Annotated in this window: 20 protein-coding genes; 6 read left to right on the top strand and 14 right to left on the bottom strand. The window is 71.1% G+C overall.

Features of this window, described 5'->3' with window-relative positions; genetic code table 11:
• Positions 1-12: 12 nt before the first annotated feature.
• Positions 13-2,397: a phosphoketolase family protein gene (locus OG718_RS49250; RefSeq protein ID WP_143642311.1), complete on the bottom strand. Its 2,385-nt coding sequence runs from the start codon at positions 2,395-2,397 to the stop codon at positions 13-15.
• A 50-nt stretch (positions 2,398-2,447) separates the two neighbouring features.
• Between OG718_RS49250 and ppk2 the strand changes: the two genes are divergently transcribed.
• Entirely contained in the window at positions 2,448-3,251 is an 804-nt protein-coding gene (ppk2, locus tag OG718_RS49245) for a polyphosphate kinase 2 (RefSeq protein WP_143642313.1), read from the top strand.
• Between the two features lie 5 nt (positions 3,252-3,256).
• On the opposite strand, the gene OG718_RS49240 is transcribed toward ppk2, so the two are convergent.
• The 4 genes from OG718_RS49240 to OG718_RS49225 all read right to left on the bottom strand — a co-directional run bounded on the left by OG718_RS49240 (position 3,257) and on the right by OG718_RS49225 (position 6,894).
• Positions 3,257-4,129 (bottom strand): universal stress protein, encoded by an 873-nt coding sequence (locus OG718_RS49240; RefSeq protein WP_143642315.1) that lies wholly within the window; start codon positions 4,127-4,129, stop codon positions 3,257-3,259.
• A 5-nt stretch (positions 4,130-4,134) separates the two neighbouring features.
• Positions 4,135-5,157 carry an alcohol dehydrogenase AdhP gene (adhP, locus tag OG718_RS49235; RefSeq protein ID WP_143642317.1) on the bottom strand — a complete coding sequence of 341 codons (1,023 nt, stop codon included), beginning with the start codon at positions 5,155-5,157 and terminating at the stop codon, positions 4,135-4,137.
• 24 nt (positions 5,158-5,181) lie between these two features.
• Entirely contained in the window at positions 5,182-6,087 is a 906-nt protein-coding gene (locus tag OG718_RS49230; RefSeq protein ID WP_143642319.1) for a universal stress protein, read from the bottom strand.
• Between the two features lie 177 nt (positions 6,088-6,264).
• Entirely contained in the window at positions 6,265-6,894 is a 630-nt protein-coding gene (locus tag OG718_RS49225) for a hypothetical protein (protein WP_328847276.1), read from the bottom strand.
• Between the two features lie 248 nt (positions 6,895-7,142).
• Here OG718_RS49225 and OG718_RS49220 point away from each other — a divergent pair, with 248 nt between their 5' ends.
• Positions 7,143-8,906, top strand: coding sequence for a SulP family inorganic anion transporter (locus OG718_RS49220; RefSeq protein WP_143642323.1), 1,764 nt, complete (start codon positions 7,143-7,145; stop codon positions 8,904-8,906).
• Positions 8,907-8,958: 52 nt separating this feature from the next.
• Here the strand turns inward: OG718_RS49220 and OG718_RS49215 are convergent, their stop codons facing one another.
• A complete protein-coding gene (locus tag OG718_RS49215; protein WP_328847275.1) occupies positions 8,959-9,786 on the bottom strand; it encodes a universal stress protein in 828 nt (275 codons plus the stop codon).
• Positions 9,787-9,839: 53 nt separating this feature from the next.
• A complete protein-coding gene (locus OG718_RS49210; RefSeq protein ID WP_143642358.1) occupies positions 9,840-10,748 on the bottom strand; it encodes a universal stress protein in 909 nt (302 codons plus the stop codon).
• Positions 10,749-10,925: 177 nt separating this feature from the next.
• On the opposite strand from OG718_RS49210, the gene OG718_RS49205 reads away from it, so the two are divergent.
• From OG718_RS49205 to OG718_RS49195, 3 genes are all read left to right on the top strand, one after another.
• Positions 10,926-11,390: a Crp/Fnr family transcriptional regulator gene (locus OG718_RS49205; RefSeq protein WP_328847274.1), complete on the top strand. Its 465-nt coding sequence runs from the start codon at positions 10,926-10,928 to the stop codon at positions 11,388-11,390.
• Positions 11,391-11,566: 176 nt separating this feature from the next.
• Positions 11,567-12,268: a response regulator transcription factor gene (locus tag OG718_RS49200; protein ID WP_328847273.1), complete on the top strand. Its 702-nt coding sequence runs from the start codon at positions 11,567-11,569 to the stop codon at positions 12,266-12,268.
• Positions 12,269-12,401: 133 nt separating this feature from the next.
• Positions 12,402-13,397: an Acg family FMN-binding oxidoreductase gene (locus OG718_RS49195; protein WP_328847272.1), complete on the top strand. Its 996-nt coding sequence runs from the start codon at positions 12,402-12,404 to the stop codon at positions 13,395-13,397.
• Here OG718_RS49195 and OG718_RS49190 read toward each other — a convergent pair.
• The 5 genes from OG718_RS49190 to OG718_RS49170 all read right to left on the bottom strand — a co-directional run bounded on the left by OG718_RS49190 (position 13,383) and on the right by OG718_RS49170 (position 19,227).
• Positions 13,383-15,116, bottom strand: a complete 1,734-nt coding sequence (locus tag OG718_RS49190; RefSeq protein WP_328847271.1) for a sensor histidine kinase — start codon at positions 15,114-15,116, stop codon at positions 13,383-13,385. The genes OG718_RS49195 and OG718_RS49190 overlap by 15 nt on opposite strands.
• 225 nt (positions 15,117-15,341) lie before the next feature.
• Entirely contained in the window at positions 15,342-15,698 is a 357-nt protein-coding gene (locus OG718_RS49185) for a hypothetical protein (protein WP_328847270.1), read from the bottom strand.
• Positions 15,699-15,816: 118 nt separating this feature from the next.
• Positions 15,817-17,313, bottom strand: a complete 1,497-nt coding sequence (locus OG718_RS49180; RefSeq protein ID WP_328847269.1) for a metallophosphoesterase family protein — start codon at positions 17,311-17,313, stop codon at positions 15,817-15,819.
• Between the two features lie 79 nt (positions 17,314-17,392).
• Positions 17,393-18,055 carry a response regulator transcription factor gene (locus OG718_RS49175; RefSeq protein ID WP_328847268.1) on the bottom strand — a complete coding sequence of 221 codons (663 nt, stop codon included), beginning with the start codon at positions 18,053-18,055 and terminating at the stop codon, positions 17,393-17,395.
• 29 nt (positions 18,056-18,084) lie between these two features.
• Positions 18,085-19,227, bottom strand: a complete 1,143-nt coding sequence (locus OG718_RS49170) for a sensor histidine kinase (protein WP_328847267.1) — start codon at positions 19,225-19,227, stop codon at positions 18,085-18,087.
• Positions 19,228-19,468: 241 nt separating this feature from the next.
• Between OG718_RS49170 and OG718_RS49165 the strand changes: the two genes are divergently transcribed.
• The gene (locus OG718_RS49165; protein ID WP_143642373.1) at positions 19,469-20,089 is read left to right on the top strand and encodes a hypothetical protein; all 621 of its coding nucleotides are present in this window, start codon (positions 19,469-19,471) and stop codon (positions 20,087-20,089) included.
• Positions 20,090-20,093: 4 nt separating this feature from the next.
• On the opposite strand, the gene OG718_RS49160 is transcribed toward OG718_RS49165, so the two are convergent.
• A complete protein-coding gene (locus OG718_RS49160; RefSeq protein ID WP_143642375.1) occupies positions 20,094-20,996 on the bottom strand; it encodes a hypothetical protein in 903 nt (300 codons plus the stop codon).
• 73 nt (positions 20,997-21,069) lie between these two features.
• Complete coding sequence (locus OG718_RS49155; RefSeq protein ID WP_143642377.1) at positions 21,070-21,546, bottom strand: DUF6069 family protein; 477 nt, start codon at positions 21,544-21,546, stop codon at positions 21,070-21,072.
• Positions 21,547-21,637: the final 91 nt, after the last annotated feature.

Genomic DNA, 21,637 nt, shown 5'->3' with positions numbered 1-21,637 from the left:
GTGCAAGGGATGTCAGGCGGTCCAGGACCAGTCGGCGACCTCGGGCAGGTCCGTGCCGTGTTCGCGGATCCAGGCGTGATGGCGGGTACGGGCATCCGCCATCCGCTGGCGTACGGCGGCGGCACGGACTCCGAGGCCGGGGACGCGGTCGATGACGTCCATGACGAGGCGGTAGCGGTCCATGTCGTTGCGGACGACCATGTCGAACGGTGTCGTGGTGGTGCCCATCTCCTTGTAGCCGCGGACATGGAGGTTGGCGTGGCCGGTGCGGCGGTAGGCCAGGCGGTGGATCAGCCAGGGATAGCCGTGGTAGGCGAAGATCACCGGCTTGTCGGTGGTGAACAGGCCGTCGTACTCGAAGTCGCCCATCCCGTGCGGGTGTTCCGCGCGTGGCAGCAGCCGGGTCATGTCCACGACGTTGACGACGCGGACGGCCAGCTCGGGCAGATGGCGCCGGAGCAGATCGGAGGCGGCCAGGATCTCCTGGGTGGGGACGTCACCCGCGCAGGCGAGGACGACGTCGGGTTCGCGGTCTCCGTTGGCGGAGCCCGCCCAGTCCCAGATGCCCGCTCCGCGTGCGCAGTGGGCGCGTGCCTGGTCCATGGAGAGCCAGTCGAAGCAGGGCTGCTTGCCCGCGACGATCACGTTCACGTAGTCGCGGCTGCGCAGGGCGTGGTCGGCCACGGAGAGCAGGGTGTTGGCGTCCGGCGGCAGATAGACCCGTACGACCTCGGGGCTCTTGTTGAGGACGTGGTCGACGAAGCCGGGGTCCTGGTGCGAGAAGCCGTTGTGGTCCTGGCGCCAGACATGCGACGTCAGAAGGTAGTTGAGGGAGGCGATCGGGGCTCGCCACGGCAACTCCCTCGATGTCTTGAGCCACTTGATGTGCTGGTTGACCATTGAGTCGACGATGTGCACGAACGCCTCGTAGCAGGAGAACAGACCGTGCCGTCCGGTGAGGAGATAGCCCTCCAGCCAGCCCTGGCAGAGGTGTTCGGAGAGGATCTCCATGACCCGGCCGTGCCGGTCCAGGTGTTCGTCCACCTGGAGCATCTGTGCCTGCCAGGCCTTGCCGCTGGCGTTGAAGACGGCGCCCAGCCGGTTGGAGGCGGTCTCGTCGGGGCCGACGAGCCGGAAGTCACGACGGCCCGACGTGTCGTTCATGATCTGTTCGAGGAGATCGCCGAGGACCCGGGTGGGCTCGTGCGAGGTGACGCCCGGCTTGTCGACGGGGACGGCGAAGCGGTCGAGGGACGGCATGGGCAGGTCGCGTACGAGCAGACCGCCGTTGGCGTGCGGCGTGGCGCCCAGCCGGCGAGCCCCCGCGGGAATGCATGCGAGGACCTCTGCGGTGGGTCGGCCGTCGACGTCGAAGAGTTCCTCGGGCCGGTACGAGCGCAGCCACGTCTCCAGTTGCCGCAGGTGGTCGGGGTTTTCGCGCACGCCGGACAGCGGGACCTGGTGCGCACGCCATGTTCCCTCGACCGGCTCCCCGTCGACCTCGCCGGGTCCTGTCCAGCCCTTCGGGGTCCGCAGCACGATCATGGGCCAGTGGACGCGCTCCGTCACGCCGTCTTCACGAGCCGTGTTCTGCATCAGCGCGATGCGGTCGAGGGCCTGGTCGAAGGCGCCGGCCATGGCGCGGTGGATCTCGCGCGGGTCGTCACTGGTGACATGGATCGGCTCGTGCCCGTATCCCCGCAGCAGGGCGTCGAGTTCGTGCTCGGGAATCCGGGACAGCACGGTCGGATTGGCGATCTTGTAGCCGTTGAGGTGCAGGATCGGCAGGACCGCGCCGTCGTGCACCGGGTCCAGGAACTTGTTGGAGTGCCAGGAGGCGGCCAGCGGTCCGGTCTCCGCCTCGCCGTCACCGATCACGCAGGCGACCAGCAGATCGGGGTTGTCGAAGGCGGCCCCGTACGCGTGGGCGAGGGAGTACCCCAGCTCGCCACCCTCGTGGATCGAGCCCGGCGTCTCGGGCGCCACATGGCTGGGCACGCCGCCGGGGAAGGAGAACTGCCGGAACAGCCGGTCCATGCCCGCCGCGTCGCGCGAGACGTCCGGGTAGGTCTCGCTGTAACTGCCCTCCAGCCAGGAATTGGCGAGGACGGCGGGACCGCCGTGGCCGGGACCCCAGACGCACAGGGCGTCGAGACCGCGGGCCTTGATCACCCGGTTGAGGTGCGTGTGCACGAGGTTGAGGCCGGGCGAGGTACCCCAGTGGCCGAGCAGCCGTGGCTTGATGTGCTCGGGCGTCAGAGGCTCGGTGAGCAGCGGATTGGCCAGCAGGTAGATCTGGCCCACGGCAAGGTAGTTGGCCGCCCTCCAGTGGGCGTCCAGGGTGCGCAGTTCCTCGTCGGTCAGTACGGTGCTGTCCTGGTGTTCGACGTTGGTCATGGTGACTCCGTGGGTGTCATCGAAGGACGTCATCGAGCGGAGGAGGCGGCATGGCCGGCAAGAAGACGGCGAGGGTGCCGCGTGCGGCGTACGAGCAGGAGCTGCTGCGTCTGCAGACGCAGCTGGTGAAACTCCAGGAGTGGGTGCGGGCCGAGGGCGCCCGGCTCGTGGTGGTCTTCGAGGGACGGGACGCGGCCGGCAAGGGCGGCACGATCAAACGGGCCTCGGAGCACCTCAACCCGCGCGTCGCGCGGACCGTGGCGCTGCCCAAGCCGACCGAGCGCGAGCGCACCCAGTGGTACTTCCAGCGGTACGTCGAGCATCTGCCCGCGGCCGGGGAGATCGTGCTGCTGGACCGCAGCTGGTACAACCGCGCCGGTGTCGAGCACGTCATGGGCTTCTGCACCAAGGAGGAGTACCAGCTCTTCCTCCGCCAATGCCCGATCTTCGAGCGGATGCTGGTGGAGGAAGGGATCCTGCTGCGCAAGTACTGGTTCTCGGTGAGCGACACGGAGCAGCAGAAGCGGTTCCGGCAGCGGCTGAAGGACCCGACGCGGCGCTGGAAGCTCTCCCCGATGGACCTGGAGTCGATCACCCGCTGGGAGGCGTACTCCCGGGCGAAGGACGAGATGCTGGTGCACACGGACATCTCGGAGGCCCCGTGGTTCGTCGTGGAGAGCGACGACAAGCGCCGGGCCCGCCTGAACATGATCGCCCATCTGCTCGGCTCCGTGCCGTACCACGAGGTGCCGCCGCCAGTACTGGAGCTGCCGGCCCGGCCACCCTCGACCGGCTACCAGCGCCCGCCCCGCGATCTGCAGACATACGTCCCCGATCACGCGGCGAGCCTCTGAGCCGGTCATGCCTGTTGGGGGACGACGGCGACGGGGCAGGCGGAGTGGTGCAGGACCGCGTGGGCGACGCGGCCCAGCTGGAGCCCGAAGTGGCCGTGGCGCCGCTGGGCTCCGACGACGAGCAGGTCGGCCTCGGCCGAGGCGTCGAGCAGCACCGTTCGGGCGGGTCCCTCGACGATGCGCCGGCGCAGTTCCACACCGGCCGGGGCGTCACGCAGTGCCGCTTCCAGGGTTTCCGTGGCCTGCTGTTCGTGCAGGTGGGCGGGTTCGCCGGACAGCAGAGGGTGGTCGGTCGACTCGTGCGCCGGGCAGCGCCAGGCACGTACTGCCTCCAGCGGTACCCGACGTTCCCGCGCCTCCTCGAACGCGAACCGCACGGCGGCCGAGTTCTCGGGCTCCTCACCGACGCCGAGCACGATGCGCCGGCGCATCCTGGACGTCATCCGATGGTCGTGGCTGCCGCGCAGCACGATCACCGGGCAGTCCGCGCGGGCGGCCACGGCGAGGCTGACGCTGCCGAGCAGGAGCTCGGCGATTCCACTGCGGCCGCGGGTGCCCAGGACCAGTGCGGAGGCGTTTCGCCCCTCGCGCAGCAGTGCGGGCACCGGTTCCTCGGGCAGCACCTCGGTGGAGATCTTCAGGTCCACCTCGCGGCGGTGCGCACGCTTCGCGGCGGCCTCGACGATGCTGTCGGCCAGCACCTGCTCCGAGGACCTGCCGAGGCCCTCGGCCAGCGCGGCGCCCTCGTAGCGCTCCCACAGTGAGGCGTACACCAGCCGCAGCGGTACGCCGCGCAGGGCGGCCTCGTCCGCCGCCCAGTCCACGGCGCGCATGCCGGGTTCGGAGCCGTCGACACCGACGACCAGGGGAAGCTCCATCGCCCTCACCTTCCTTCGCCGAGGTCGAAGACGATCCTTGCCTTGATCTGGCCGCGCAGCACCTCGTCGATGGACTCGTTGACGCTCGCGAGGGGTCGGGTCTCCTGGATCACCCTGGTCCGGCCCGCCGCGTGCAGCTGGAAGACCTCGGTCAGGTCCTGCCGGGTGCCGACGATGGATCCGATCACGGAGATCCCGCCCAGGACGGTGTCGAAGATCGGGACCTGGATCGTGCCGTGCGCCGGCAGTGCGACCATGACGAGCCTTCCACCGCGCCGGAGCCCTGAATAGGCCGCGGAGAAGGCGGTCTCGTTCACCGCGAGCGCGATGGCGGCGTGCGCGCCTCCGTGCCGCCTGAGCACCTCGCCGGGGTCGTGCTCGCGGGCGTCGATCACGATGTCGGCGCCCAGTTCCGCGGCGAGTTCGAGCTTCTCGTCGGTGACGTCGATCGCCGCCACGGTCGCTCCGGCGATCTTCGCGTACTGCACCGCCAGATGGCCCAGTCCTCCGACACCGGAGATGGCGACGAGCTGCGTGGGCCGAACGCCGGCGACCTTGAGGGCCTTGTACGTGGTGACGCCGGCGCAGGTGAGCGGGGCGGCGTCGAGCGCGGAGATGCCCTCGGGCACCGGCTGCGCGAAGTCGGCCCAGGCCAGCATCTTCTCGGCGTACGCGCCATCGCACCCGTATCCGGTGTTGATCTGTTGCTCGCACAGCGTCTCCCAGCCGGACAGGCAGTGCTCGCACCGTCCGCAGGTCTTGCCGAGCCAGGGCACGGCGACCCGCTGCCCGAGGGCCAGGTGGGTGACGTCGTCTCCGAGGGCCTCGACGAGACCGACGCCCTCGTGGCCGGGGACGAAGGGAGGGTTCGGCTTGACGGGCCAGTCGCCGTGGGCCGCGTGGATATCGGTGTGGCACAGCCCGGAGGCCTCCACGCGGACCCGGACCTGGCCGGAGCCGGGCTCTGGATCGGGGCGCTCCTCGATGACCAGGGGCTCGCCGAATGCGCGTACGACCGCTGCCTTCATGGTTCTCGTTCTCCTCGGGATGCGTCAGCCGTGCGCGACGACGGCGACGGGGGCGGTGGCGTGATGCAGCACGGCGTGTGTGACCGAGCCGATGTGGGCACCGACCGGGTTGTGGCGGACGCGGCGGCCCACGACGACCAGGGAGGCCTCGCGGGAGGCGTCGACCAGCTGGTTGGCCGGGCTGCCCGAGCGGGACTCCTCGACGACCTCCACGTCCGCGTACTTCTGTCGCCACGGGCGCAGCGTCTCGGTGAGCCGGGCGGTCTGCTGCAGGACTATCTCCTCGTGCAGGCCGAGGTCGGCGGACAGCCCGTAGGCGTAGTACGGCGGAAGACTCCAGCCGTGCACGACCCTCAGCGCGGTGGCACGACGGGCCGCCTCCTCGAAGGCGAAGGCGAGCACCGAGTCGTCCGGGCTGTCGGGGTCCAGGCCGAGCACCACCGGCCGGAAGGGCGTCGCGGCGGACGGGATGCCGGACGGATCCATCGCGTGCTCGTCGGCGGCCTGTTCCCCGGCACGGACCAGCACCACGGGCCGCTCGGCATGCGCCACGACGGAGAGGCCCACCGAGCCCACCAGGAACCCGCCGATCCCGCTCAGGCCGCGTGAGCCCAGGACGAGCAGCGCGGCGTCCTGGGCCGGGCGCGCCAAAACCTCGCTGGGCCGGCCGTAGACCTGCTCGGCGGTGATCTCGACACCGGGGTGCCGCAGGCGCAGGCCCTCGGCGGCCTCACGGGGGATGCGCTCGCTCCAGTGCTGTTGGGTCTCGGCGCCGAGGAGTGGCGCCTGTGCCACGGGCGTCGGAGCGGGCTCCCACACATTGACGAGCTTCAGCGGCAGTCCGTGCAGTTTCGCCTCCCGGGCCGCCCATTCGGCCGCGGCGTGGCTTTCGGGCGAGCCGTCGAGTCCCACGATGACGGTGCGGGGCATGGTCTCCACCTTCTGGGTCGGAATCGGAACCGGAATCGCGGTCGCACGATCCGGTTCCAGCGTCGTGTCGGATGAGTTCGTGGTGCAGGGGCCGTAGGTCCCCAGCAGGGGCCGATCGGCCCCATCGGGCCAACGGGAGCGGCGGGCCCGTGACGGGGCCCGCCGCGTACCCCGAGGTCAGCGCAGCCAGCCGTTGCTGCGGACGAACGGCAGCCTGGCCCAGAGCTTTCCGATGCCCCAGGTGTCGCCGGCGGAGGCCAGGGCGAGGGCGATCAGGGCGACGGCGTAGACGAGGTGGTAGTCGACGAACGGGTTCGTGGACATGCTCGGCGACCCGTCGGAGAGCTGCTTGGCGGGCGGCCACTCGGCGATCCACATCAGCGCCATCATCGCGGTGCCCGCTACGGCCGCGAGCCGCAGCGCGAATCCGCCGACCAGGGCCAGTCCGACGCCGAGCAGGCCGGCCATGAACAGCCAGTTCGCCCATGGGGCACCGGCCCAGGAATGGAACGTGGACTCCAGCGGCCCGGCGGCGACGCCGCTGAGGAAGCCCTTGGTCGGCGAGCCACCGTCGATCCAGCCCTTGCCGGACGGGGTGGCGTAGCCGAAGCCGAAGGTCTTGTCGAGGAACGCCCACAGGAAGACGAACCCGGTCAGCAGGCGCAGGGACGCGAAGGCGTAGGCCCGCGCCGTGTGCGTGTCGGTACGAGCCGACACGGCGGACTCGGAGGTGTCGGCGGTCCCGTTCCCGCGGAACGACGGCAGGTGGAACCCCGGGCTCCGGCGAGGATGCTCGTGCACGGCCATGGTGATGGTCCCTTCGGGGATTCGGGGATGGTCCGGTCGTTGTCCGACACCAATCACTCTGGTCGCACCGGGCGGGCGTCACCGGATGCCGAAGGTCCGCGACAACGGGGCCGAACGGCCCTTTCCGCAGGGCCGGTTGGGCTGCCGGTAAGGGGACCGCACTGCCTGTAGGTTCCTTCGGCCGGGTCCGCGCCTCGCGGCCGTCCGCGCCTCGGTGGATCCTGAGGTCACGCGGCAGAAGGAGACTCATGGCAAGGAGCACGGGTGGGCACGTTCCGGGGCGGGAGCGTCCGGCACCGGGGCTCGGCACGCTCCTCGGCCGTCTCACGCCCGGACTCGGCACACTCCTCGGCTACCGGCGCTCGTGGCTGAAGGGCGACCTGCTGGCCGGGGTGACCGTGGCCGCGTACCTCGTCCCGCAGGTGATGGCGTACGCGGGCGTGGCGGGCCTGCCGCCGGTCGCCGGACTGTGGGCGATCCTGCCCGCACTCGCGCTGTACGCCGTGTTCGGCTCCTCACGCCTGCTGTCGGTCGGCCCCGAGTCGACGACCGCGCTGATGACGGCAACCGTGGTCGCCCCGCTGGCCGCCGGAGACCCGGACCGTTACGCCGCGCTGGCGGCCGCCCTCGCACTCACGGTGGGCCTGCTGTGCCTGGTGGCGTGGGCGGTGCGGCTGGGGTTCCTGGCGGACCTGCTCTCCCGGCCCGTCCTGATCGGCTACCTCGCGGGCGTGGCACTGATCATGATCGTGGACCAGCTGCCCAAGCTCACCGGCGTGGACACAACGGGCTCGGCCTTCTTCGCCCAACTCTGGTCCTTCGTACGGCACCTGACGCAGGTCCATGGGGCGACGCTGCTGTTCGGCGCCGTCACGCTCACGTTTCTCTTCGCGGTGGCGCGGTTCCTCCGGATGGTCCCCGGCCCGCTGCTGGCCGTGGTGCTCGGGACGGCGGCCGTGGCCGTGTTCGACCTCGACGACCGGTACGGCATCAAGGTGATCGGCGAGGTCCCGTCGGGGCTGCCCGGCCTCGCCGTGCCCGACCTGACCGAACTGGCGCACCTGGTCCTCCCCGCCCTCGGGGTCCTCCTAGTGGGCTACACGGACTTCATCCTCACCGCGCGTGCCTTCACCGTCGACTCCTCCGACGACAAGGGCCCCGGCCTCGACCCCAACCAGGAGTTCCTGGCCCTAGGTGCGGCCAACCTGGGTGCGAGCGCGCTGCACGGATTCCCGGTGAGCAGCAGCGCCAGCCGGACCGCGCTCGCCGCCTCGGCGGGCGCCCGCAGCCAGGCGTACGCGCTGGTCGCCGGTGCGGCGGTCCTCGCGGTGCTGCTCTTCCTCAGCCCGCTGCTGACCCGCACGCCCTCGGCCGTACTGGGCGCGCTCGTCGTGTACGCCGCCGTCCGCATGATCGACCTGGCGGGCTTCCGCCGGCTGGCGTCCTTCCGCCGCCGGGAACTGCTGCTGGCCCTCGGCTGCCTGGCCGGGGTACTGACCCTGGACATCCTCTACGGCGTGATCGTCGCCGTCGGCCTGTCGGTCGCGGAGCTGCTGGTCCGCGTCGCCCGTCCGCACGATGCCGTCCAAGGAGTGGTCCCGGGTGTGGCCGGCATGCACGACATCGACGACTACCCCCAGGCCCACACCATCCCCGGCCTGCTGGTCTACCGCTACGACTCGCCCCTGTTCTTCGCCAACGCCGAGGACTTCCGGCGCCGGGCCCTGGCCGCCGTCGACGGACAGGAGGACGCGGTCCGCTGGTTCGTCCTCAACACCGAGGCCAACGTCGAGGTCGACATCACCGCCCTGGACGCCGTCGACGCGCTGCGCCTCGAACTGACCCGGCGCGGCATCGTGTTCGCCCTCGCCCGCGTCAAGCAGGACCTGATGGACGACCTGGACGCGTACGGCCTGACGAAGTCGGTCGGCGCCGACCTGGTCTTCCCGACGCTGCCCACCGCCGTCGCGGCGTACCGGGAGTGGAGTCACGCCCGGGACGACACTCAGTAGAACGACAGGGCCTACAGCCCGTGCTCCCGGCACACGGCGCGGCGGAGTTCTTTCACGAGGCCGGGGACGCTGCGCCGTCCTGCCCGGCAGGTACGAGCAGCACCGGGCAGTGGGCCCGATGCAGCAACGTACGTGCCAGGGAACCGAGATGGCGGCCGTGCCCGCTCTGCTTGCACCGGCGGGCGGTCACGGCGAGGTCCGCCGTACGTGTGGCCTCCAGCAGCGTCTGCGTGGAGGCGGCGGCAGCGTCTCGGCTCGCCACGCGGACGAGAGGATGCCGCTCGCCGACCTCCGCCGGCGCGTCACCGGCCGGCAGGTACGACGCGGTCCACTCGCTCCGTCGGCGCGGCACCGCTACCGGGACCGGGTGCCGATCCGCCGAGGACCGGAAGACGCGCAGTGAAGCCCCACGGAGTTCCACTTCCTGAAACGCGAGCGCCGCCGTGTCCGCGTCGTCCTCGTCGTCGAGGACGAGCAGTACCTCGTTGTGCAGGTGCGGCGGCGAGTCGCCTCGTACGACCAGCAGCGGGCCGGGCGCGTGCGCGGCCAGGCGCCGGCTCACCGAGCCGAACACCGTGCTCGCGAACCCGCCGAGACTCCGGCAGCCGACGACCGTCAGCGCGGCGTTGCGGCCGCGTTCCGCCAGAACGGCCGCCGAGTGTCCCTCGGCAGGGACGGTCATGACTGGCAGGCCCGGGTGGCGGTGACCCACCCGCGAGGCGGCGGACGCCAGTACGGGGCCGGCTTCGTCGCGGTCGGGCACGGCATACACGATCTCCAGAGTGGCGGCGCGCAGCGCTGCCTCGTCGGCGGCCAGGTCCAGTGCTCTTACGGCGATGACGGAGCCGTCCACACCGACGACGACGTGACGTGTGGTCATGACTGTTCCCTCCCTGGGGCCGTTGGTGCCCGGAGCACCGTCACGGCGCCGGTTCAGCCGTGCGGGACGACGGCGACGGGGCAGCCGACGTGGTGCAGCACCGCGTGCGTGACGGCGCCGATGTGCGTGCCGAGGTGGCTGTCCCTGGTCCGGCGCCCCACGACTACGAGGGAGGCTCCGGACGACGCCCGCACCAGCGCGGTGGCGGGCCGGCCCTCGGAGACGGTCTCGACCACGGAGATCTCTGGGAACTTCTCGCACCACGGGCGCAGGGCCGCGGCCATGGCGTGTTCCTCTGCCGCGATCAGCTCCGGCCCGGTCACCGGGGCCCACGGTCCGTCGGCCGGCTCGACCCGCGGCATACCGAAGGCGTGGATCACGTGCAGCGTGGCGCCGCAGCGCCGTGCGGACTCGAAGGCGAACTCGATCAGCTCGTCACCGGGGCGCCGGACGTCCAGGCCGAGGACGACATCGCGATACGGGGTCTCGGGGATCTCCTCGGGCGAGACGCCGTCCAGGGTGATGAAGTGTTCGTCGGCGGCACTCTCGCCCGCACGTACGAGCACCAGGGGGCGGGAGGACCTGGCGACGACCCGCTGGGACACGGAGCCGACCATGAATCCCGCGACGCCACTGAGACCACGGGACCCGAGCACCAGCAGCTCCTCGTCCTCGGCCGCCGAGAGAAGGGCGGCCACCGCGGAGTCGGCCACCAGTCGCTCGACGACCCGCAGCCCGGGGTGCGCGGCACGGATGCTGCCCGCCGCCCGGTCCAGGGTCTGTTCGGCCCAGTCGCGCTCGGTCCTGTCCGCGGGGACGGAGGGGGCTGGGCGTGGGTGCCACGTCCAGGCGTGCACGAGGTTCAGCGAGACGCCGCGACGCAGGGCCTCACGGGCCGCCCAGTGCGCGGCGGCGAGGCTCTCGGCGGATCCGTCGATTCCCGTGGTGATGTGCCGAACCATGGTGGGCACCTCCTGTGTCCGTTCCTGCCCGTTCTCGTACAGAGCCTCGTACAGGAACACCCGCGTGAGCAGGGGCCGCACAGGCCCCTCCCTGGGGCCGGATGGCCCATGGTTCGAACCCAAGCACGGGCACACGCTGGAAGTCGTAGGTCCGAACGTCCGTCCTGGAGGCCGGTCATGAACGCTTCGCCCACGTCCAGCATGCTGCGGGCGCTGCCCGCCGAGCACCGGCAGCGACTGATGCACATAGCCCGGGAGGTGTCGTTCCCACAGGGAATCCGCCTCTTCGAGGAGGGTCGTCGCGCCGACCGGTTCTGGATCATCCGCACCGGCACGGTTCAGCTCGACATGCACGTACCCGGCCGCCAGGCAGCGGTCATCGAAACCCTCGGCCACAACGAACTCGTCGGCTGGTCCTGGCTGTTCGCACCGCACTCCTGGCATCTGGGCGCCGAGACGACGAGCCCGGTCCGCGCCTACGAGTTCGATGCCACGGCCGTACGGGCGATGTGCCAGGACGACCCCGCCCTGGGTCACACGGTCACCCAGTGGGTGGGTGACATCCTCGCCCACCGCCTGCGCTCGGCCCGCACCCGGCTGCTGGACCTCTACGCCCCGTACGGCAGCGGCAGCCGCCTGTGACCGCACCCTGAGCGGTCGCCTCAGGGACGGGCCTGGTCCGGGGCGAATGCGCCGGACAGGGTGCATTGTGGATCGGAGTGGGGCCGGTCGGCCCTAGTGCATCAGGTCCCGGCGAGTGACGATCGTCGTCACGGACAGTCCGCAGTCCGTCAGTAGCCGGGGAACGAGGGGTCGTCATGACCGAGGCACGCACCTTCACTGAGCAGAACCCGATCCGTGTCTTCCTGCTGGACGACCACGAGGTCGTACGACGCGGCCTGTCCGACCTCCTGGACTCCGAGCCGGACATCTCGGTGGTCGGCGACGCCGAGAACGTCGAGCACGCACTCGTCCGCGGCCCGGCCCTGCGCCCCGACGTCGCCGTCCTCGACGTACGCCTGCCCGACGGCGACGGGATCACCGTCTGCCGTGAACTGCGCAGCCAGATGCCGGAGCTGGCCGTTCTCATGCTGACCTCGTTCGACGACGAGGAGGCCCTGCTCGACGCCATCATGGCCGGTGCCTCCGGTTACGTGCTCAAGCAGATCAAGGGCTCCGACCTCGTCTCGGCGGTACGCACCGTTGCCTCCGGCCAGTCCATGCTCGACCCCGCGACCACGGCCCGGCTGATGGCCTCGCTCCGTGCGGACCCCGCCGGAACCCCGGCCGTCGCCCCCGAACTGGCAAGCCTGTCCCCACGCGAACGCGACATCCTCGCCCTCATCGGAGACGGACTCACCAACCGCGAGATCGGCAAGAAGCTCTACCTCTCCGAGAAGACCGTCAAGAACCACATCTCCCGCCTGCTGGCCAAACTGGGCGTCCAGCGCCGAGTACAGGCCGCAGTCCTCGCCTCCCACCTCGAACAACCCGAATCCGGAGACCGCCCCACGAAGTGAAGCGCATCCGGGCCGTCCGGCACCGGACAGAGCCGTACGGCCCCTGCTGCCGCGACACCCGGTGACCGCACGCCGGGAGCGGTCATCGATGAGCCCGGCCTGTCACTCGGCCCAGGGCGGGGAGGAGTCTGCGATGCAGTCAGCGACACTCGACGCCCCAACCCTGGAGAAGCTCATATCCGCGGCCGTGGCCGCCCCCTCGATCCACAACACCCAGCCCTGGCGCTTCCGCCTCGACCCCGAGACCGTCACCCTGGAGATCCGCGCCGCCCCGGACCATGGCCTGCGCCACATCGACCCGACCGGGCGTGCCCTCCACCTCTCCGTCGGGTGCGCACTGCTCAACCTGCGGGTGGCGGTTGCGCACTTCGGCTGGGAACCGGTGACCCTCCTGCTGCCCCGGCCCGACGAGCCGGATCTGCTCGCCGCCGTACGCCTGGGCGGCACCGCCAGAAGCGCCTCTTCGCCGCGCCTGTACGACGCGGTGTGGCGCCGGCACAGCAGCCGCTTCCCCTTCTCCGAGCGGCCGTTGCCCGCTGCCGTCCTCACCGAACTCGCCGAGGCCGCGCACAGTGAAGGCGCACTGCTGAGCCGTCCCGCGCCGCGCGAGACCGACCGCCTGCTGCGGCTGACCGCGGAAGCGGAGCGCCGCAACACGGCCGACGCCGACCGGGCCGGGGAGAGCCGCCTATGGGTGCGCGATCCGAATCAAGCGAACCTGGGAGTACCGCCGGAGGCACTGGGCCCGCAGGATTCCCGGGGACAGGTCCCGATGCGGGACTTCGGCGCCCACCGGCACCCGGCCGTGCCGGCCTCCCGCCCTTTTGAGAAGCGGCCGTCGATCGCCGTACTGTCCACCGCGCACGACCGCCGGGCCGACTGGCTACGCGCCGGGCAGGCCCTGGAACGCGTGCTGCTGACGGCCACCGCTCGTGGCCTACGGGCATCGCTGCTGCACCAAGCGCTGGAGTGGCCCGATCTGCGCGAACAACTCGTGCCGTGGCCGAGCGACCGGCGCGATCACGCACAGATGGTGATCCGCCTGGGGTACGGCCCGCAGGGGCCTTCCTCGCCGCGTCGCGGAGTGTCCGGGACGCCGGCCGAAAGAGCGTGGTCAGTCCCGCGCTGAGCCTGTCGGTACACGCCACACCAGACGTGTACCGCCGCCCTGCGGCCGTTCGCCGAGCGTGAGTGTTCCACCGAGCGCGCGAGCCCGGTCCTCCAGGTTCTTGAGTCCGCTGCGCGCCACCCCGTCGGGCACTCCGCACCCGTCGTCCGTCACCGTCAGCGCCAACTCGCCCCTGGCGCACTGCAGATGGACGTCCACGGAGTGCGCCCCCGAGTGCCGGACCGCGTTGCTGAGCGCCTCGCCGAGGACCGCGACAGCGTGGTCGGCCACCTCGCCGGGGACGTCCGTGTCGACGAGACCCTCCACCCGCAGCGCGGGAGCGAACCCGAACGAGGTGGCGGAGACCTTCACCGCCTCGGACACCCGGCCACGAAGACCGCCGCCCTCCTTGGCCCCGCCGCCATGGGCGCGCAGACCGAAGATGGTCGACCGAATGATCTTGATGGTGTCGTCGAGATCGTCGACAGTGCGCGACAGCCGCTCCACGGCCTCGGGATGGTCCACGAAGCGCTGTGCGCTCTGCAGGGTCATGCCGGCCGCGAAGAGGCGCTGGATCGCCAGATCGTGCAGATCGCGCGCGATCCGGTCCCGGTCCTGCAGCAGCGTGAGCTGTTCCGCGTCCCGGCGGCGCTCGTCGAGCTCCAGCGCCAGCGCCGCCTGACCCGCGAACCCGAGCAGAGGCCCGCCGTCGGCGTCGGAAAAGGGCGTTCGGCCCGCCAGACGCCCCAGCAGGAGCACTCCGCGGGCCTTGCCGCCTGCGCCGAGCGGCACCGCGACCACCGGGCCGAGCCCGGCCCACTGCGCCTCCCCCTCGCCGGTGCGCGCATCCCGCTCGATATCGGCGCTGACCACCGGCCCCGCCGTGGTGAGTGCGGCCGCGACGAATCCGTCCTGCGCGGAGAGGACCAGCCCGCTGCGCTGCTCCGCGTCCACCCCGACCGCGAGCACCGGCCTCAGTTCCTCCGCCCCGATCATGTACTCCGCGATCATCCCCACGTCCGCCGAGGCGATCTCCCTGGCCTGTTCGACGATCAGCTCCAGCACCTCGGCGCCGGACGTGCCCGACAGCAGCGCGCTCGTGACCTCTCCGCTCGCCCGCATCCAGCGCTCACTCAGCCGCGTCTCCTCGTACAGCCGCGCGTTCTCGATGGCCACCCCGGCCGCCACGGCGAGGGTGGAGAGCACCGACTCGTCCTCGGCATCGAACTCAGCAGCCCCCCTCTTCTCGGTGAGGTAGAGATTCCCGAACACCTTCTCGCGCACGCGGATCGGCACACCCAGGAACGAATGCATCGGCGGATGGTGGGCCGGGAACCCGTGCGAGGCCGGGTGCTCCGAGAGCTCCGGCAGCCGCAACGGCTCCGGGTGCCGGATCAGCTCGCCGAGAATGCCGTGGCCGCTGGGCAGGTCACCGATCTCCTCGCGCCGTTCCTCGCCGATGCCCACGGTCAGGAACTCCGACAGCCTGCTGTCGTCGCCGATCACACCCAGCGCCCCGTACTCGGCGTTCACCAGCACCACGGCGGCCTCGACGATGCGCCTGAGCACATGGGGAAGATCGAGCTCCCGCCCGACCGACAGAACGGCCTCCAACAGGCTGTGCACCCGATCCTGCGTCCCCCGGGCCGCGTCAATGCGCGCCTGCAACTCATCGAGCAGCTCGTCCAGCCGCAGCTTGGGCAGCTGCGGCTCGGAACCCCCGTGCCCTTCCCCACTCATCGCTTCCTCCGACACACGCAGCCAGGGTGCAGCTCATCCGGTGGACGCCATGTCCACCGTACTGGCCAAAGGGCAGGTCGAGGGTCTTCTCCCGGAGACGCTGTCCGAGGTCCGCGGTGAAGCGCGCTGTCACTTGCCCCGCCTGGCAAGGTCGATTGCACGGCAGTGGTCGCCGACTTCGACGCCGGGCGGAAGGACACTGGAGATGCGCTTCGGACGCCCTGCTCAACGCTGCATGTCCAAGTCCTTCCGCGCCTGGTTCATGAAGGAGGCAATCGCCTCTCCGGCGAATTCGATCTGTTCCACGTAGTCGCGAGGGAAATCAGGCATCTGGAACATGTCGCGACGCGAGATTCCCGACGTCGTGGTGACCAGCTCCGATTGGTCGGGGTCCCAGTACTCCCGGCTTCTCCACGCCCAGTGATCCAGCACCGCGAGCGCGTGCACGGCCGCCGCGCTGACCTGCGAAGTGGCCTCCAACTCCAGTTGCGCGCAGGCTTCTTCGCATTCTTGCCCCGCCCCTACCACCGCTCCCAGCAGTGCCGCGACGGCGCCGACCAGCGCCGCACCCCCCGAATCCATGGCACGAGTCTCGGGATTGCGGCCCTCTCCTGCATAGGGGCCTTCGGCAACTGCCGCATGAGGCCGCCCATGTGCAACGACCCAGGTCTGACCGGTCGCCCCTGCGCCCGCCCGTCGACTAGGCAGCACCACGGACCGGAGTTCGCGACGCGGGCGGGGTGATGCCCGAGAGATCGCGGACGGCGACGCTGTTGCGGTCGCAGACCGAGCGGCCGAGGGCGTACTGGGGCCACAGACCCGCAGCCACGCGTCGGCTGCGCTCGCTCCACTCCCGGGCAGGTCCGCTGCTGGTCTTGTAGTAGTTGAGGGCGTAGCCGCCGGTGTGGATCCGGAGCAGACAGAAGCCGCCCGGGTACTCCTTCACGGCACTGACCTCCTGGAGGGTGACGTGCCGGGCCTGTGGGAGGACGGTGCGCTTGTTGCGGTGGGTGTGACCGGCGTGGTGGAGGAAGACGCCGGGAGCGACGGAGTAGGCGTCGAGGATCGCGCGGGCCTGGCGACGGTTGAGGCGCTGTCCGCTCATCACGGGGAACAGTGAATGGCGCACGGTCAGCGGGTGGTGTCCGAAGACCATGGTCGGCTGGTCCCTGTTCTCCCTCAAATGCGCTCGGAACCAGGCCAGTTGGTCGGGTGAGAGTCCACCCGAGTCGCCGCCGTTGCCCCTCTTCTCGTAGGTGTCCAGTCCGACGATCCGCAGACCGCCGAGATCACGTGCGAAGTACGCGGGCCCGTCGCCACCGGGGAATTCGTCCAGGAAGCTGTCGCCGAACGGTTCATGGCCGATCGGCGGTCTTCTGGGCCGGTCGTGGTTCCCGCGGACGACGAAGTAGTCCTGCCCGTGCGTGCCGAAGCCGTCCAGGATCTGCCTGGCCTCGGTCAGGTCGCGCGGCGCGCCGCCGGCCGAGATGTCGCCTGCGGCCAGCAGATGATCGGCTCCGCGTCGGCGGGCCTCGTCGACCAGGGCCCTGCCCATGATCTCGGGATACGGTGCGAGGCCGAGCCGCTGCGAGATGCCCCGCATCAGCGGGACTCCGGCCACCAGCCCGGCCGTGGTCTCTCCCAGATGCAGGTCGTTGCAGAGCGCGATCGTCCTCAGGTGGCGGCCCGGCGGAGGCTGGGGCGTCGTGAAGGAGTACGGGCCACCGCGCGAGCCGAACCCGTGCAGCGAGGTTCCGACGGCGTTGCCCTTCACGAGGTGCAGCGGTGTGGGCGTGGCCGCCGAACCGCGGGAGCGGGCCTGGTAGTAGTACGTCTGGCCGGGTTCGAGATCGGTCAGTTCCACGTAGTGGTGGGCGGTGCGGCGGCCTTCGGAGGCGGTGCGGTTCAGCCGGGCGGGGTGGGTGCCGTAGACGACTTCGCCCTCGGTCACCGCGGGGAGCAGGTGGCCGAATCCGTCGTCGCTGCCGGTCACACCGGTGTACCAGGTGATGACGGCCGAGTCCTCGGTGAGGGTGACCAGTTCCAGGTTGACGGCGGACACCGCGTCCGGGTCGCGGGGGTGGCGTATCTGTGACGTACCGCGGCGGGCGACGGCGTGCAGGGCTCGGAGCAGGGCGGGGGCGAGGAGTGCGGCGGATCGCAGGCCACCGTGGGGAGCGGAGAGGCAGCAATACATGTCTGATTCGTGCCCGCTGGTGGTGAACCGCAACAGTGCGGCGGGCGGCGGCCACTTGAAACGCCGGCGTGCGCGGGTCTCACAGCAGGCCGAGGTCCCGGGCGCGCAGCGCCGCCTGGGTGCGGTCGCGCAGGGCGAGGCGGGTGAGGATGCGGGACACGTGGTTCTTGACCGTGCCCTCGCTGAGGTACAGCCGCGCGGCGATCTCCCGGTTGGTGTGACCCTGCGCCACGAGCCGCAGGATGTCCGTCTCGCGCGGACTCAGAACGGCGGCAACAGGCTCGGTGGAGTTGGGGGTGGGCGCCGGCAGAGAGGCGGTGAGGTGCCGGGCGACGGACGAGTCGAGCTGGGTGACTCCCGCGTGCGCCAGGCGGACCGCATGGGCGAGTTCCTCGGCCGGCAGGTCCTTCAGCAGGTAACCGTGGGCGCCGGCCCGCAGCGCCTGCACGACGTACTCCTCGTCCTCGAACGTCGTCAGCATGACGACCCTGCACCCGGGGGCCCGGCACCGCAGGACGGCGACCGCTTCGATCCCGTCCATCTCCGGCATCCGGACGTCCATGAGCACGACGTCCGGGCCCAGTTCGAGTGCCTTCGCCACGGCGTCCCGGCCGTCCACGGCCGTACCGACGACCGCGATGCCCGGCCGGATGGCGAGCAGCGAGGCGATCCCGTCGCGGATGAGCCGCTGGTCGTCGACCACCAGCACCCGGACCGGCGGCGCCGGCTCCTGATCTTCCATGCTCACCTCCGCCCGGGACTCGTCCATGCTCATCCCCGCGCAGCCTTCCCGCGCGGCACGGTCACCGTCAGCCGGGTTCCGGCATCCGGGCCGCTGTCGATGTCCACGCTCCCCGCCACCAGGTGCACCCGTTCCCTCATCCCGACCAGCCCGAACCCGGTCACGGGCGCGTCCGGTGCGAAGCCGCGGCCGTCGTCGGCCACCACCAGCCGCGCGGTGTCCTCGGCCAGCAGGACCGCCACCGTCACCCGCGTGGCCCGCGCATGGCGGCGCGCGTTGGTCACCGCCTCCTGGGCGGCCCGGTACAGGGCGGTCAGTTCGGCCGCGCCGAGGCCGTCCTCGTCGCCCGTCACCTCGACGGTGACCACCGGCCGGGCCTCGCCGCCGTGGGCCAGGCCGGCGAGCGCGGCCGAGAGCGTGGGGTGCGCCGCTTCGCCGCGCAGGGCACGGACCGACTGCCGTACGTCGCCGAGTGCGAGCTTCACCGAGCCCCTCGCCTCGTTCAGCGCCCGCTGGGCCGCGTCGGGGTCCAGGGCCCTGAAGTCCGAGGCCATCTCCAACTGCACGGACATCGCGGTGAGATGGTGACCGAGGCTGTCGTGGATGTCCCGGGCCAGCCGATTGCGTTCGGTGGCGGCCGACAGCTCGGCGACCCGCGCTGCATACTCCTCCAGTTCGCGCCGGGCGCGCTGTTCACCGACGGCCACGGCGGCCATCGAGAGCGCCAGGACCAGGCCGACGGAGAGCATCAGCAGGTCGGAGACGTGCTCCAGATCGCGGTACCAGCCGGGAGCGGTCAGCACGTACAAGGTGAGCAGCCCGGCCGGACAGAGCGCGCCCAACGCGAGTGCGGTCGTACGGCCGAATGCGAAGTACGCGGTGAACGGCAGCAGCACGAACAGCACTTGGGCCAGGTCCGACGCGTCGAGGACCACCGCCGCACCGATCAGCGCGCAGCGCGCCAGCAGCAGCGCCACCCGCGCCGCGGGACGGCGGTGTCCGGCCGCTTCCAGGGCGAAGAGCGCCCCGATCACGGCGACGAAGCCGACCGTCCGCCACACCGACGGCCCTGGGCCGTCACCCAGTCCGGCCGCCGCGTAGTACAGACCGCCCACGAGCACGGCGCCGTACAGCAGCGGCGGCACCCACCGCACGGGCCCGTACGCCGCCATGCACACCCCCTCACCCGCTGTCGTCAGGCTAGGCCGAACCTGGCTGCTCAGCGGCATCGCCGCGGAAACTCCGGGCGGTTCGGGCCGAACGGCACGTGCCGAACGGCTGTACAGCGCACGGGAGATGGTGACCTCCGGCCGTCGATGTCCCCGTTCTGCACCTCCTGCCACTGATCGGCATCTCCCTACGGTTGCGGCCTGCCCCACTGTCAGAACCGTCGGAGCAACCGGAGTTGGCCTCATGTCCTCGCCCATCACCCCGCCCATCACCTCATCGACGTCTCGTGCCGGCGCCCTGTGCGGAGCGCTGGCCGGTCTGCTGATCGCCCTGCCCGCGCTGGTCGAGGCGTTCACCGGGGAGACCACCGCGACCAGCGTCCCGCTCGGCCTCTCCCCCGCGTTCGCCCTGCCACTGCTCACCGCACTGCAACTGCGGCAGCGCCCTGCCACCGGCCGCTTCGCAGAGGTGGCGCACATGGTGAACCTGATCGGTCTCGGCCTGTTCGGTTCTGCCGCCTTCGCCTCGAACCTGGTGTTGTTCTACTTCGACGACGACGTCATCGACGAGGTACTGACCGGCCCGACGATCCCCGCGCTCATCGGCTGTGCGGCCGTGTTCGCCATGGGCTGCGCCCTGTTCGGGGCAGCGATGATCCGCGCGCGGGTGCTCCCGGCGATTCCGGCCTGGGGCTACGCCGTCGTCCTGCCGCTGTTCGCGTTCCTCACCGGGCTGTCCGACGGTCTGCTCACGACCGGGCTGCACGTCCTGGTCGGCGTCATCCTGATGTGGCTCTCGGCGGCGCTGTGGCACGCGGCGCGGGACGCCCGACACACCACGGCCCAGGCCCGGGTGTCGGTCTGAGCCGTCAGTGTCCGCCCCTGGGACGCGCGCGGTACGGCTGGAGTGGGGTGGTCATGAGCTGCGCTCCAGCCCAGCGGATGCGGGGGTCCGGGCTCTCCCCGGCCTCGTAGTCGGCACGCTGCTGCGGGGTGTCATGCAGGAGGGCGTCCCGTGGCCTGGGGCCTTCGCGGAGTTCGAAGTCCAGGGCGCGGCGCGGCTTGAGGCGGTGGGTGTAGGCGATGCCGTCGCCTGGGCGCTGGTCGGCGAGAACCTCGAGGGCGACGGAGTGGTAGTCCGGCTCGCGGGGGAGGGTGTTGCGTGTGACCGCGCTCCAGTCGAACGGCGCGAACGCGGCGATGACGGCGACGAGCGCGGTGGCGACGCGACGGACCACCTGGGGCCGAGCGGTGAACCGGTGGATGCCGATGGTCGCCAGCAGGATCAAGGCCGGGACGGTGAACAGCAGACAGCGGTCGAGAAGGAGATGCAGCCAGCGGGCCGTGGCCACGGTGAGCAGGAACGGCGCCAGGGCCCACAGCGCGACCGGCGTGAGACGGGTCGGCAGGCGGGTGTCGGAGCCGGGGCCGGGGCGGGAATCTGAGCCGAAATCGGGGCCGGGGCCGGGATCAGGTTCGTTGCCCCGCCTCCGGCGAAACGCCGCGACCAGCGCCACGCCCGCACCGCCGAGCGCGACGGCGGTGACGACCGGGGACCGGAACAGCATGTAGGGCATGGCGGCGATGTCGTTCCAGGCCGGCGTGTTCCAGGCGATCTGCTGAGCCTGGGTGCGAGCGAGAACGACCAACGGCACGACCGGCGCCAGCCCTCCGCCCACCGCGATCGACCACGCGCCCAGGACCTGTCGGTCACTCCGACGCCTAGCGTCCAGCACGGCGGCGAGGTGCGCGACGAGCACGGTGAGGGCCACCACAACATGACATCAATGGCGGCCGGCCCACATGGGCCGGCCGCCACAGTTGCTCCACGTCTTCCGATGCGGGTCACGGGCGCCGGTGGGAGAGCCGACGCGCCACCACCGGGATGATCACAGCGGCGGCCACCAGATGGGACACCGCCAGGACGAACTGGGTGGAGGTAGCGGTGTGCGGGGCCACCGCCGGACCGGCCATGGACAGTGCGGTGAGCACGACGGTGGTCACCACGAAGGTGCGGGCGGGCCGCTTCGCCCAGCGGGCCAGGACCACCGCGAGGACGATGCCGATGACCGACCAGAACAGCACACCTCCGAAGAAGCCGCCCACTGGGATCTCCGCCGCTTCCGTGGCGCCGGGACTGGCCGCCTCCATCGGTACTCCGACGCCTCGGGCGATGAGCCCGAACGCCTCGGTCACGACGGCACCGGCGAGCGTGGCGAGTACGCCGACCAGCCACACGGGGCGCGCGTCGAGAAACCGTACGGACCGCGCGGAGGACAGGGAGGAGGAGGTGGAACGGGTCTGGGACGTGGTTGCGCTCATGGCACTGACTCCTGCTTCGTTGTGGGGTGTTGATGTCTTTCGAAGGGTTAGACCGGGGGCCGCTCCAGAACTCATCGCTCACCGGGCAACT

It is taken from the genome of Streptomyces sp. NBC_00258, assembly GCF_036182465.1.
Classification (GTDB): domain Bacteria; phylum Actinomycetota; class Actinomycetes; order Streptomycetales; family Streptomycetaceae; genus Streptomyces.
Note: the sequence above shows the minus strand (reverse complement) of the source record. Positions and strands in the feature narration are given on the sequence as shown.

Bases quoted from the DNA above. Each gene is read 5' to 3' on its own strand.
- OG718_RS49250 (WP_143642311.1), bottom strand. From the start codon at position 2,397: ATGACCAACGTCGAACACCAGGACAGCACCGTACTGACCGACGAGGAA.
- ppk2 (WP_143642313.1), top strand. From the start codon at position 2,448: ATGGCCGGCAAGAAGACGGCGAGGGTGCCGCGTGCGGCGTACGAGCAG.
- OG718_RS49240 (WP_143642315.1), bottom strand. From the start codon at position 4,129: ATGGAGCTTCCCCTGGTCGTCGGTGTCGACGGCTCCGAACCCGGCATG.
- adhP (WP_143642317.1), bottom strand. From the start codon at position 5,157: ATGAAGGCAGCGGTCGTACGCGCATTCGGCGAGCCCCTGGTCATCGAG.
- OG718_RS49230 (WP_143642319.1), bottom strand. From the start codon at position 6,087: ATGCCCCGCACCGTCATCGTGGGACTCGACGGCTCGCCCGAAAGCCAC.
- OG718_RS49225 (WP_328847276.1), bottom strand. From the start codon at position 6,894: ATGGCCGTGCACGAGCATCCTCGCCGGAGCCCGGGGTTCCACCTGCCG.
- OG718_RS49220 (WP_143642323.1), top strand. From the start codon at position 7,143: ATGGCAAGGAGCACGGGTGGGCACGTTCCGGGGCGGGAGCGTCCGGCA.
- OG718_RS49215 (WP_328847275.1), bottom strand. From the start codon at position 9,786: ATGACCACACGTCACGTCGTCGTCGGTGTGGACGGCTCCGTCATCGCC.
- OG718_RS49210 (WP_143642358.1), bottom strand. From the start codon at position 10,748: ATGGTTCGGCACATCACCACGGGAATCGACGGATCCGCCGAGAGCCTC.
- OG718_RS49205 (WP_328847274.1), top strand. From the start codon at position 10,926: ATGAACGCTTCGCCCACGTCCAGCATGCTGCGGGCGCTGCCCGCCGAG.
- OG718_RS49200 (WP_328847273.1), top strand. From the start codon at position 11,567: ATGACCGAGGCACGCACCTTCACTGAGCAGAACCCGATCCGTGTCTTC.
- OG718_RS49195 (WP_328847272.1), top strand. From the start codon at position 12,402: ATGCAGTCAGCGACACTCGACGCCCCAACCCTGGAGAAGCTCATATCC.
- OG718_RS49190 (WP_328847271.1), bottom strand. From the start codon at position 15,116: ATGAGTGGGGAAGGGCACGGGGGTTCCGAGCCGCAGCTGCCCAAGCTG.
- OG718_RS49185 (WP_328847270.1), bottom strand. From the start codon at position 15,698: ATGGATTCGGGGGGTGCGGCGCTGGTCGGCGCCGTCGCGGCACTGCTG.
- OG718_RS49180 (WP_328847269.1), bottom strand. From the start codon at position 17,313: ATGTATTGCTGCCTCTCCGCTCCCCACGGTGGCCTGCGATCCGCCGCA.
- OG718_RS49175 (WP_328847268.1), bottom strand. From the start codon at position 18,055: ATGGAAGATCAGGAGCCGGCGCCGCCGGTCCGGGTGCTGGTGGTCGAC.
- OG718_RS49170 (WP_328847267.1), bottom strand. From the start codon at position 19,227: ATGGCGGCGTACGGGCCCGTGCGGTGGGTGCCGCCGCTGCTGTACGGC.
- OG718_RS49165 (WP_143642373.1), top strand. From the start codon at position 19,469: ATGTCCTCGCCCATCACCCCGCCCATCACCTCATCGACGTCTCGTGCC.
- OG718_RS49155 (WP_143642377.1), bottom strand. From the start codon at position 21,546: ATGAGCGCAACCACGTCCCAGACCCGTTCCACCTCCTCCTCCCTGTCC.